This is a genomic window from Streptomyces achromogenes subsp. achromogenes (assembly GCF_000720835.1).
In the GTDB taxonomy this organism is placed as follows: domain Bacteria; phylum Actinomycetota; class Actinomycetes; order Streptomycetales; family Streptomycetaceae; genus Streptomyces; species Streptomyces achromogenes.
In genome coordinates this window covers 45035-56241 of the sequence record NZ_JODT01000011.1, presented here as the reverse complement: position 1 = coordinate 56241, position 11207 = coordinate 45035, and the positions used below count along the sequence as shown (strand labels likewise).

At 76.5% G+C, this 11207-nt stretch carries 10 protein-coding genes and 1 pseudogene; 7 read left to right on the top strand and 4 right to left on the bottom strand.

Annotated features, from left to right (window positions below):
• Positions 1–3 precede the first annotated feature (3 nt).
• The 6 genes and pseudogenes from IH25_RS0113040 (at position 4) to IH25_RS0113015 (ending at position 6835) form a co-directional block, all read left to right on the top strand.
• A complete protein-coding gene (locus IH25_RS0113040) occupies positions 4–1392 on the top strand; it encodes an O-antigen ligase family protein (protein WP_030607928.1) in 1389 nt (462 codons plus the stop codon).
• Positions 1389–3179, top strand: a complete 1791-nt coding sequence (locus IH25_RS0113035) for a lipid II flippase MurJ (RefSeq protein ID WP_037654882.1) — start codon at positions 1389–1391, stop codon at positions 3177–3179. The genes IH25_RS0113040 and IH25_RS0113035 overlap by 4 nt, the downstream gene beginning before the upstream one ends.
• Positions 3160–3906, top strand: a complete 747-nt coding sequence (locus tag IH25_RS0113030; RefSeq protein ID WP_245172778.1) for a polysaccharide deacetylase family protein — start codon at positions 3160–3162, stop codon at positions 3904–3906. The genes IH25_RS0113035 and IH25_RS0113030 overlap by 20 nt, the downstream gene beginning before the upstream one ends.
• A pseudogene (locus IH25_RS37510) lies at positions 3903–5061 on the top strand (glycosyltransferase). The gene IH25_RS0113030 and the pseudogene IH25_RS37510 overlap by 4 nt, the downstream one beginning before the upstream one ends.
• Positions 5058–5714: a hypothetical protein gene (locus tag IH25_RS0113020; RefSeq protein ID WP_030607919.1), complete on the top strand. Its 657-nt coding sequence runs from the start codon at positions 5058–5060 to the stop codon at positions 5712–5714. The pseudogene IH25_RS37510 and the gene IH25_RS0113020 overlap by 4 nt, the downstream one beginning before the upstream one ends.
• Positions 5711–6835, top strand: coding sequence for a GNAT family N-acetyltransferase (locus IH25_RS0113015; RefSeq protein ID WP_030607916.1), 1125 nt, complete (start codon positions 5711–5713; stop codon positions 6833–6835). Before IH25_RS0113020 ends, IH25_RS0113015 begins: the two co-directional genes overlap by 4 nt.
• 91 nt (positions 6836–6926) lie before the next feature.
• Here IH25_RS0113015 and IH25_RS37505 read toward each other — a convergent pair whose 3' ends face one another.
• Positions 6927–8051, bottom strand: coding sequence for a glycoside hydrolase family 26 protein (locus IH25_RS37505; RefSeq protein ID WP_030607913.1), 1125 nt, complete (start codon positions 8049–8051; stop codon positions 6927–6929).
• A 144-nt stretch (positions 8052–8195) separates the two neighbouring features.
• Here IH25_RS37505 and IH25_RS0113005 point away from each other — a divergent pair, with 144 nt between their 5' ends.
• The gene (locus IH25_RS0113005; RefSeq protein WP_051753908.1) at positions 8196–9413 is read left to right on the top strand and encodes an NAD(P)-binding domain-containing protein; all 1218 of its coding nucleotides are present in this window, start codon (positions 8196–8198) and stop codon (positions 9411–9413) included.
• 57 nt (positions 9414–9470) lie between these two features.
• Here IH25_RS0113005 and IH25_RS0113000 read toward each other — a convergent pair whose 3' ends face one another.
• The 3 genes from IH25_RS0113000 to IH25_RS0112990 form a co-directional block, all read right to left on the bottom strand.
• Positions 9471–10226: a chaplin gene (locus IH25_RS0113000; RefSeq protein ID WP_037654858.1), complete on the bottom strand. Its 756-nt coding sequence runs from the start codon at positions 10224–10226 to the stop codon at positions 9471–9473.
• Positions 10227–10340: 114 nt separating this feature from the next.
• Positions 10341–10568, bottom strand: coding sequence for a chaplin (locus IH25_RS0112995; RefSeq protein ID WP_030607904.1), 228 nt, complete (start codon positions 10566–10568; stop codon positions 10341–10343).
• Between the two features lie 238 nt (positions 10569–10806).
• Positions 10807–11199 (bottom strand): rodlin, encoded by a 393-nt coding sequence (locus IH25_RS0112990; RefSeq protein WP_030607901.1) that lies wholly within the window; start codon positions 11197–11199, stop codon positions 10807–10809.
• Positions 11200–11207 lie beyond the last annotated feature (8 nt).

Sequence of the window (11207 nt, the reverse complement as noted above, 5' to 3'; positions counted from 1 at the left end):
CCGATGGCCCTCGCCCCGCCGCCCGGCCGCCTCACCCGGCCGCGCCCACCGCTGCCGGTCCTGCCGCTGCTGCCGGTACTGCCGGTGGTCGCCGTGGTGGCGCTGCTCGCGCTGCCGGTCGCGCCCGGCGCGGACGGCGGCGCGGGTCCCGCCGACGCGCTGTCCGCGCTGGTCGTCGTCGCCTGCGCGCTGCGGCTGCTGCGCGCGCGCCGCCGCCCGCTGACCCCGGCCGCCGCGGTGATCCTCGGTCTGCCGGTGGCCGGGCTGGTGCCGGCCGCGCTGCACGCGGTCCAGGCCGACGCGGGGGTCACCGGCCTGGGCCGCTACCTCCAGGTCTTCGTCCTGGTCCCGGCCGCCGTCGTGCTCCTGCTCCGCGACCGGGCCGACTTCCGGCTGCTGGCCTGGTCGTTCGTGGCGCTCGCGCTGTGGCAGGGGGCGGTCGGCGTCCACCAGTACGTCACCGGGAACGGGGCCTCCTACCAGGGCCGGGACGTCCGGGCGGTGGGCACCTTCGGGGTGGCGGACGTGATGGGCATGGCCACGGTGGTGTCCCTCGGGCTGGTGTGCGCGGTGGGGCTGGCGCTGGGCCGTACCGCGCCCCGGGAACGGGCCGTGGCCCTCGCCTGCGCGCTTCTCCTGCCGGTGCCGCTCGCCCTGTCCTTCAGCCGGGGCGCCTGGATCGCCACCGCCGTCACCCTCACCGCCCAGCTGCTGCTGGCCGGGGTGCGCCGGGCGGTGCGGGTGGCGGCGGCCGTGCTGGCGGCGGGGGTGGTGCTGGTGGGCGGCCTGGGGGTGGGGACGACGATGCTCCGGGAGCGGATCGACAGCATCACGCGGGTCGCCGACGCGCCGGACCAGTCGGTCACCGACCGGTACACGATGTGGGCGGCGGCCCTCGACATGTGGCGGGACCGGCCGCTGACCGGCGTCGGGCTGAAGGCGTTCCCCGAGTACCGCGACGCGCACGCCTCGCTCGCGCTGTCCTCGGGCAGCGACACCGAGGGCGCGGGCGCCGCCTTCCGCCGGCAGCCGCTGCTGTCCCCGCACAACATGTACCTGCTGGTCCTCGGCGAACAGGGGCTGACCGGGCTGCTGTGCCTGGCGGGCGGCTGGCTGGCCCTGCTGGTGTGCGCCCTGCGCGGCCTGTGCCTCACCCGCGCGGCCGGCGGCCGGGGCCTGGACTGCGCGCTGGTCGCCTGCGGGCTGCTGGTCTGGCAGCTCGTGGACTTCGCGTACGCCGACATCGGCGGCCCGTCGACCGTGCTGACGGCGGTGTCCTTCGGCCTGGCCGCGTGGTGGGCCCTGCCGGCCGCCGACCGCCCCGCCCCGGCGGACCCCCGCGCCGCCCCGCCCCCGCGTACGGCGGTACGGGGAGAGGCGGCGGCGCGATGACCCGCACGACCGACGGCCCCCCGGGACCGGAATCCGCCACCGGCCCGTCCGCCGTGGCCGCCGTGGCCGGGGCACCGGCACCACAGGCCGGCCCAGGCGCAGCCGTCGTACCCCAGGCCCCGGGCCCGGACGCCGGCGCCGGCCCGTCCGCCGTAGCAGCCGTACCCCCCGCTCCCGGTGCGCTCCTCGGTCCCGAGGGCCGTCCGTCGGAGTCCCCTGCCCCCACCTCCCGTCTCCTGGCGCGGGCCGCGCTTCTCACCGCCGGTCTGTCCGTCGCGGCGGCGCTGCTCGGGCTGGTGCGGGACCAGTCGCTGGCGCGGTTGTTCGGGGCCGGGCGGGACACGGACGCCTTTCTGGTCGCCTGGACCGTGCCGGAGTTCGCGGCCACGCTGCTCATCGAGGACGGGCTGGCCTTCGCGCTGATCCCGGCGTTCAGCGCGGCCCTGGCCCGCCGGGCGCGGGGCGCCGCCGGGGATCCGGTGCGCTCGCTGGTGGCCGGCACCCTGCCCCGGCTGGCGTCGGCGTTCGCGGCGGCCGGGGTGCTGCTCGCGCTGGCCGCGCCCTGGCTCGTCGCGGTGCTCGCGCCGGGTCTGCCGGACCCGGCCCTGGCCGTGGACTGCACCCGGCTGACGGCGAGTTGCGTGCTGAGCTTCGGCCTCGCCGGGTACTGCAGCGCGGCGCTGCGGGCGCACCGCCGCTTCCTGGCGCCGGCCGCCATCTACATCGTCCACAACGTCGCGATCATCACGGCGATGTACGCGTGCGGCGGCCGGTGGGGCGTACGGTCGGCCGCGTTCGGGGTCGCGGCGGGCGGCTGTCTGATGGTGGCGGCACAACTTCCGTCCCTCGTACGCGAGTTGCGGCGCGGCAGAAGTGGCCGTACGGACCTGCGGCCCGCCGCCCCGGCGCCCCCGCTGGACATACCGCTGCTGGCCGCCGTGCTGCTGTTCGCGCTGTGCCGGCAGTCGCAGGTGCTCATCGAGCGGTTCCTGGCCTCGGGGCTGCCCGCCGGGGCCATCTCCCACCTGAACTACGCGCAGAAGGTCGCCCAGATCCCGATGACGCTGTCCATGATGCTGTCCACGGTCACCTTCCCGGTGGTGGCGCGGGCGCTGGCCGACGGCGACACCGAGCGGGCCCGGGGCCGGGTCGAGGGGGACGTGGCGGTGGCCGCCCGCCTGGTGCTGCTCGGTACGGCCGCCGTCGTGGCCTTGGCCCCGCAGCTGATCGGGCTGCTGTTCCAGCGGGGCGCGTTCACGGCCCAGGACACCGCGGCGACCGCCGGTGTCATGCGCGTCTACGCGCTCGGGCTGCTCGCCCAGACCCTGACCGGGGTCCTGGTCCGCTCGTACTTCTCGGCGGGCCGCGCCACCTGGTACCCGGTGGCCGCGATGGCCGCGGGGATCGCCGCGACCTGGGGGATCGGCGCGTGCACGGCCGGTTCCCGGGGCGCCGTCGGGATCGCCGCCGCCAACGCGGCCGGCATCACTCTGACCGCCGCGCTGCTGCTCGCGGGCACCGGCCGCCGCGGGGTGCCGCTGCGGGCCGGGGCCGTGCTGCGCGGGCTGGGCCGTCCCCTGGGGGCGGCCGGCGGGGCCACCGTGGCGGGCGGGCTGGTGGCGGCGGTGCCGTCGGCCGCCCCGGCCGGGCTCGCCGCCGGCGCGGCCACGGTGGCCGCCGTCTTCCTCCTGCTCGGCGGCGCCCCGGGCGTCCGCGCCCTGGCCCCCGCCCTCCGTCCCGTCCGCTCCCTCCCGCAAAGGCTCGCCCATGCCCTCACCACCCGCTGAGTCCCCGGCGCCCGGCCCGGCGCCGTGGATCGCCATGTACCACTCGGTCGGCGACTGCTTTGACGACCCGTACCGCGTCACCGTCTCCCCCGCCCGGCTGGAGCGGCAGCTGCGCTGGCTGGTGCGGCGGGGGCTGCGCGGGGTGTCGGTGGCCGAGCTGCTGGCCGCCCGGGACCGGGGCGAGGGGCGGGACCTGGTGGGTCTCACCTTCGACGACGGGTACGCCGACTTCCTCGGCAACGCCCTGCCGCTGCTGGCCCGCTGGCAGTGCACGGCCACCCTGTTCGTGCTGCCCGGCCGGCTCGGCGGCGACAACGCCTGGGATCCGCTGGGCCCGCGCAGGCCGCTGCTGACCGCCGACGGCATCCGGCGGGCCGCGGAAGAGGGAGTGGAGATCGGCTCGCACGGCCTCACCCACGTCGATCTCACCCGGGCCGCCGACACCCGGCTGAAGGCGGAGACGGTCGAGAGCCGGGCCGCGCTGGAGGAGTTGACGGGCGCCCCGGTGGCCGGCTTCTGCTACCCGTACGGCACGGTCGACCGGCGCGCGGTGGCGGCCGTGCGGGAGGCCGGGTACGGCTACGCGTGCGCCATCGACCCCGGGGAGCTGACCGGCCGGCACGCCCTGCCGCGGGTGCACGTCGGGCAGGGCGACACCGCCGTGCGCCTGTTTTTGAAACGCCGGCTGCACCGGTGGCGCCGACGGCCGGTGGAGGGACTGCGGTGAGGGTCCTGCACATCATCACCGGACTCAACGTGGGCGGCGCCGAGCAGCAACTGCGGCTGCTGCTGCGGCACCTGCCCGTCGAGTGCGAGGTGGTGACGCTGACCGATCCGGGGCCGGTGGCCGACGGGCTCGCGGCCGACGGGGTGCGGGTGATCCACCTCGGCATGACCGGCAACCGCGACCTGAGCGCGCTGCCGCGGCTGACCGGGCTCATCCGGCGCGGCCGGTACGACGTGGTGCACACCCACCTGTACCGGGCCTGCCTGTACGGCCGGATCGCCGCCCGGCTGGCCGGGGTGCGCGCCGTCGTCGCCACCGAGCACTCGCTCGGGGACACCCAGACGGAGGGCCGGCCGCTCACGGCGGGGGTCCGCGCGCTGTATCTGCTGGGCGAGCGGCTGGGCCGGACCACCGTCGCGGTCTCCCCGGCGGTCGCCGCCCGGCTGGCCCGCTGGGGCGTGCCCGAGCCGCGCATCACGGTCGTGCCCAACGGCGTCGACCTCGCCCGGTTCGCGTTCGACCCGGCGGCCCGCCACCGCGCCCGGGCGGAACTGGGCCTGGAGGAGGACGCGTTCGTGATCGGCGGCATCGGCCGACTGGTCCCCGGCAAACGCTTCGACGTGCTGGTGCACGCCCTGGCCGGGCTGCCCGCCGACTGCCGGCTGCTGCTGGTGGGCGGCGGCCCGCAGGAAGGCGCGCTGCGGCGGGCCGCGCACCGGGCCGGCGTCGCGGACCGGGTGGTGTTCGCCGGGGAACGGCCGTATCTGCCCGACGGCTCGCCCGGGCCCGGACTGCCCGCGCTGGCCTCGGCGATGGACGTGCTGGCCGCGCCCTGTCCCGAGGAGGCTTTCGGGCTGGCGGTGGTGGAGGCGCTCGCGGCCGGGCTGCCGGTGCGCTACACCTCCTGCCCGGCCCTGGAGGACCTGCCGCCCGAGGCCGCCCCGGACGCGGTACGCATCCCGTGCGAGCCGGGCGCGTACGCCCGCGCGCTCGCCGGGGTGCGCGCCGCCGGGCGGCGGTCCGCGCGCCGCCGCCGGGGCGGCCCGCCACTACTGCGTCACCCGCACCGCCGCCCGGCTCCTGAACGTCTACGCGGCGGCGCTCGCCCACCCGGCCCCGACCCCCGGACCCCCGCAGAAAGCCGTCCTGTCATGACCGAGAACCACACCCGGCGCCACCGCGGCCCCCGCCTCACCCCGCCCCGCGCCCTCCCGCCCTGGTCGCTGGTGGCGGCCGGGGTCCTCGCGGGCGGGCTGCTGGGCGGCGGCTACGGCGTGCTGCGGCCCGCCGAGTACACGGCCACCAGCTATCTGGTCGCCGTGCCCGGTGAGCGCTCCGACGCCGCCGGCGCGCTGGGCTTCGCGCAGGCCTACGGCCGTATCGCCACCCAGCCCGCGGTGCTCGCCGACGCCCAGGGGGCCGCCGGGGTGCCGGTGGCCGCGCTGCGCGCCGGGGTGCGCACCGCGACCTCGCCGGACGCGCCGATGGTCGCCGTCTCCGCCACCTCGCCCCGCCCGGCCGAGGCCGCCGCCATGGCCAACGCGGTCGCCGGAGCGCTGACCCGGCGCGCCGACGCCGCCCGGGCCGGCACCCGGGTGACCCTGGTCCCGTTCACCCGCGCGGTACGGCCCACCGAGCCGTCCTCCGCGTCCGCCGGGGTGACCGGGCTGGTCGGGGCGGCCGGGGGCGGGCTGCTCGGCGCCCTCGCGCTGCTGGTACGGCCGCGCCGCGGACCCGAGGCGGAAGGCCCGCGCCCGGCCCCGGTGCCCGGACCGGCCGTCGCCGACGGCGCGCGCGGCCGGCGATGACCGCCACCGTCACGGCGCGCGCCCGGGCCGTCCGCCTCACCGCCGAACTCGTCACCGACCCGGACGTCTTCGCTTCGCTGGCCCCGGCCTGGGGGCGGCTGGCCGGGCGGTGCGCCGCCGCGACCCCGTTCCAGAGCCACGCCTGGCTGCACTCGTGGTGGCTGTCGTACGGCCGGCCCGGACGGCTGCGGCTGCTGCTGGTCCGGGCCGGCCGCGACCTGGTGGCCGCCGCACCGCTGACACTGGTGTGCCGGCCGCTGCCCGCGCTGCTGCCGCTCGGCACCGGGATCTCCGACTACGCGGACGTACTGCTGGACGACGCCGACGACGGGCGGGTGGCGGACGCGCTCACCGCGCTGCTCGCGGACGCGGCCCGCACCGCGCTGGTCGACTTCCGCGAGGTGCGCCCGGGCGGGGCGGTCGAACGGGTCTACGACCGCTGGCGCGGGCCGCGCCGCACGGTCCCCGACTCACCGTGCCTGGAGCTGCCCGCGCTGCCCATGGACGGGCTGATCGCCCGCCTGCCGTCGGGCAAGTCCGGCCAGCGGGTGCGGGCCAAGCTGCGCCGGCTGGACGCGCTGGGCGTGCGACGGCGGACGGTGGGCCCGCAGGAGGTGGAGACGGCGCTGGTCCGGCTGCTGGCGCTGCACCGGTTGCAGTGGCAGGGCCGGGGGGTGACGAGCGAGCATCTGCGGCCCCGGTTCCGGGCGCACCTGCTGCGCGCGGTGGGCCCGATGGTGCGTTCGGGCAACGCGGTGGTCACCGAGTTCCGGATCGGCGAGGAGGTGGTGGCCGTGGACCTGACGCTGCTCTCGGGCGGCATGGCCGGCGGCTACCTCTACGGCGCCCATCCGGGCCTGCGGGAACGCCGGGCGGACGTGGCGGTGATGCTGCTGGACGCCTGCGCCGGACTGGCGGGCGGCGGGCACGGCACGCTGAGCCTGCTGCGCGGCGACGAGCCGTACAAGCACCACTGGCGGCCCGAACGCGTCGTCAACCAGCGGCTGCTGATGGCCCGCCGGCACACCGCCCCGCTGTTGACGGCCGCGCTGTGCGGGGCGGGCGCCCGGCAGCGGGGCAGGGAGGTGCGGCACCGGTGGCGGGCACGCGGCCAGGACTGAACGCCCGCCTAGGCCCTGTCGTCAAACTCCCGCCTGCCTGACGCCGCCAGGCCCGCCCTCCGGGCGAACGACGGGAGTTTGACGACAGGGCCTAGCGGCCGGCGGGCCACCGGTCGAAGGGGAAGCACGGCCGGCGGCCGAACCAGTACGCGGCCCAGTCGCCGAGGACCGTCGGGGTGCAGGCGGGCGGGAGCGGGGCGGGCTGCCCGGTGCCGCCGTACAGGGCGGCCTGGTAGACCCGTGCCGAGCGCGGGTTGGCCGGGCACTGCCACACGCCGTGCGGGCAGTAGTCGGTCAGCGTGTGGTACACCGGCCGGTGTGCGCCGATCCAGTCGAGCATGCGCCGCATGTACTCGGCGTTGTCGCCGTTGCGGAACAGGCCCCATTCCGGGTACGACACGGGCTTGCCGTGGGCCTGGGCGAAGTCCACGTGCCACTGGAGGCCGTAGGGCTCGCTCACCTGCTCGTCGAAGGTCACCCCGGCCGGCTGGTCGTAGGAGTCCATGCCGAGGATGTCGACCGTGTCGTCCCCGGGGTAGCACGCGGTCCAGGGCACGGCGTCCCGGCCGCGGCTCGGCGCGAAGTCGAACCGGAACCGCTGGCCCGGCACCGCGCGCATGGCGGTGACGATCCGGTTCCAGTACGCCTTCCAGGCCGCGGGGTCGGGTGCGCAGCGATGGGTGTAGGTGGTGCCGTTCATCTCCCAGCCCAGGACGATCACCGTGTCCGGCACCCCCAGCGTCACCAGCCGCTCGGCCAGGGTCCGGAAGTGCCCGTCGAACGCGCCGTCCGCGCCCTGCCGCAGCAGTGCGCGCACCTCCTCGTCCGGGACGTCCTCCTCGTTGCGTTCCTGCATCGGCACGTTGAGGACGAGGGTCCGGCCGGCCCGTTCGCGCCGCCAGCCGGCCCAGGGCTCCAGGAAGCCGGGCGGGCCCTCGATGTCCTCCCACAGGCCGCCGGGCAGATAGGTGTGGGCGACCGTCAGCTCCGCCCCGCCGAGCCAGTGGCTCAGCCCGGTCATCCGGGCGACCCCGTCCGGACCGGAGTCGAGGAACGCCCCGAAGGGCGCGGCGGCCCGCGCGGGCGCGGCCGGGGCCGGGCCGTCCACGGCGAGCCCGGGACCGGCCGCCGCCAGGACCGAGGCGACGAGCGCGGCGAACAAGGCGATGACCGAGGCCGCGCGCACGGCCGGCCTCCCACGCCGGTGTGAGGCCATCGGCCCCTCCTCTCCGTATGTCACCACGCGTCATACATCTCTGACACTCAGTCATACCTGTACGAAAAACGCCAGTGCGGTCGCCGCGTCCGGCCCCGGATCCCCCCGCACGGGCCAACGCGACCGAAAGCGAGCACATCGCCGATGTACGACCTGCTGGTGGTGGGTGCCGGACCGTACGGCCTGTCCATCGCGGCGCATGCCGTGGCGGCCGGGCTGCGCGTCCGCGTCTTCGGGCGGCCCATGGCGTTCTGGCGCGACCACATGCCCCGCGGCATGCTCCTGGCGTCACCGCCGTGGGCGTCCGACCTGTCCGACCCGCAGGGCCGCTGGCGGCTCGATGTCTTCCGCGCCTTCCGCGGCCTGCCCGGCGGGGACGCCGAGCCGGTCCCGCTGGAGGTGTTCACCGGGTACGGCCTGTGGTTCGCCCGCAACGCCGTACCCGGGACCGACGAGCGGACCGTGACCCGGGTGGCGCCGCGCACCGGCGGCTTCGAGGCCGTCACCGAGGACGGGGAGACGTACACCGCGAGGACGGTCGCGCTGGCCGTGGGCCTGCTGCCGTTCGCCGAGCTGCCGGCCGCCCTGCGCGGACTGCCCCCGGCCCTGGTCTCGCACAGCAGCCGGCACGCCCGGCTCGACCGGTTCCGCGACCGGGACGTCACCGTGCTCGGCGGCGGCCAGGGCGCCCTGGAGACGGCCGCGCTCCTCGCCGAACAGGGCACCCGGGTGCGGCTGCTGGTCCGCGCCGACCGGCTGCGCTGGGAGCGTCCCCGGCGGCGCCCGCCCTGGCCCCCCGGCCGGCGCGGCCGGTGGTACGCCGAGCGGCCCGGGCTGTACCGGCGGCTGCCGGAGCGGGCCCGGTCCCGGATCGCGGCGCGGGCACTCGGCCCGGCCGGCTCCTGGTGGGTGCGCGAGCGGGTGGAGCACCGGGTGGAGGTGCTGTACGGGCGGGAGGTGGCGGGCGCCCGGGAGGTGCCGGGCGGGCTGCGCCTGGAGACGGCGGTGCGGCGGGGCGGGTCCGCGGTGCTGGAGACGGGGCACGTCATCGCGGCGACCGGCTTCCGGCCCGCTCTCGGCCGGCTGCGGCCACTCTCCCCGGAGCTGCGCGCGCTGCTGGCGACGGGGGCCGGCGGGGCGCCGGAGGTGGGGCCGGAGTTCGAGTCGTCGTACCCGGGCCTGTTCCTGGCCGGTCCGGTCACGGCCGCGTGCTTCGGCCCGGCGGCGCGGTTCCTGCACGGCGTGCCCTTCACGGCGGACACGCTGGTGCGCGGCGTACGGCGGCGCCTGCGCACGGGCCCGGCGGGCTGGCCCCTCCCGCCCGCCCACGACGACGGGGCACCGGAGGCACTCCCCCGCTGAGGGAGCCTCGCGGCCGGCGGCGCGGGGTGCCGGGCGCTCGGTCCGGCACCCGGTGCGCTAGCGACGGCAGGCGGACCGGCCGCGCCGGTAGAGGATCGTCCCGGCCCCGATCAGCACGGCACCGGCACCCGAGGCCGCGATCATGGTCCGGGTGTTCCCACCGGTCTGCGCGAGCACGGGCGGCTGCCCGGGCCGCTCCTGGTCCCCGGGAGGCGTGGTGCGCCCGGTGTCCGGAGGCGTGCTGTGCTCGTCACGCGGCGGAGTCGTCTCCTCGCCGCCATAGGGGGGTGGCGTGGTCTCCTCGCCGCCATAGGGAGGCGGAGTCGTCTCCTCACCGCCGTACGGAGGTGGAGTCGTCTCCTCACCGCCATAGGGAGGCGGGGTCGTCTCCTCGCCACCGTACGGGGGTGGCGTGGTCTCTCCTCCGCCGTAGGGAGGCGACGTCGGCTTGTCGTTGCCGTACGGCGGTGTGGTGTGGGTGTCGGGGCTCGGCCGGGTGCCGTGGCCGGAGTCGTCGGAGTCGCCGTACCCGTCGGGGTGCCGGGTGCTCTCCTGTGGCCGCGGGGTGTGACCCACGTTGGCGCAGGAGTTGCCGAAGGCCGGGTTCAACGCGGCGGCCGCGTCGACGGAGTTGCCGCAGACGTTGACCGGGATGTTCACCGGGACCTGGACGTTGTTCCCGGACAGCACCCCGGGAGAGCCCTGCGTGGTGCCGTGCGCGCTGCTGTCGGCGAGCGCCGTGCCGCCGTACCAGGACAGCACGCCGGTCGCGGCGGCGGCCACGGCCATGCCCTTGCTGAATGTCTGTCGCAATCTCGTGGTCTTCCTGCTCGGAGAAGTGGGAAGGCCGGCCCCGGAACGGAGAATCGTCGGTCCGGGGCCGGCCAGTACACAGCCGGGGAAGCTGGTGAATCGCGCGGGCGAACGTCAGTGGTTGACGCAGGCGTTGCCGAACGCCGGGTTCAGCAGCGCGATGATGTCGATGGTGTTGCCGCAGACGTTGATCGGCACGTGGACCGGCACCTGGATGACGTTGCCGGAGATGACGCCCGGGCTGCCCACGGCGGCTCCGTGGGCTCCGGAGTCCGCGAAAGCGGGCCCGGCCATACCCAGGGCCAGCACCGCGCCCGTGACGGCGACGACGGTCTTCTTCATGAATGTTCCCTTCTCTGGGGCCACGCCCCGATGACGGCCAGAACCGTGCGAGCCCGACGTGAACGGTCGCGGCACGGAACGAGGAATTGACACAACACGAATCCGTGGAACACGGATGGCGCGATAATCACTCGATCGCACCGCTTCCTCGTGCGTTCTTCCCTCACCTGAGGTAGGCGGAAAAGGCCCGGGCAGCCCGCAGACGACGCCGCGGACGACCCGGGCCCTGCCGGTCCGGTCAGCCCTCGCCGTTGGCCGAGAGGACCGAGAGGTCCTCCAGGATGTGCGAGAGCGCACCGTCGCGCTTGATGTTCGACGACTGGTCGCTGCACTGCTGGTCCAGGTCGTCCGACAGGATCGGAACATCGTTGATCGGAACGATGTTGATGATCGGGATCTGGATGTCCTCCAGGGCGAGGCACGGCTTGTTCAGCGAGCCCTGGACCAGCGACAGCTGCGGGCTCATGGCGCCCTCGGTGGACGAGTTACCCCAGTCCGCACGGGCGCCATTGCCGTTCGCGACGGTCGGGCCGTCGTCGTTGCCGATGGCAAGCGCCTGCGGCGCGGCCGCCACCGCCATTCCCACGACCGAAGCGGCGGTCGCGGCGGCGACCATTGCCTTCTTGAGCACTTCGCGTT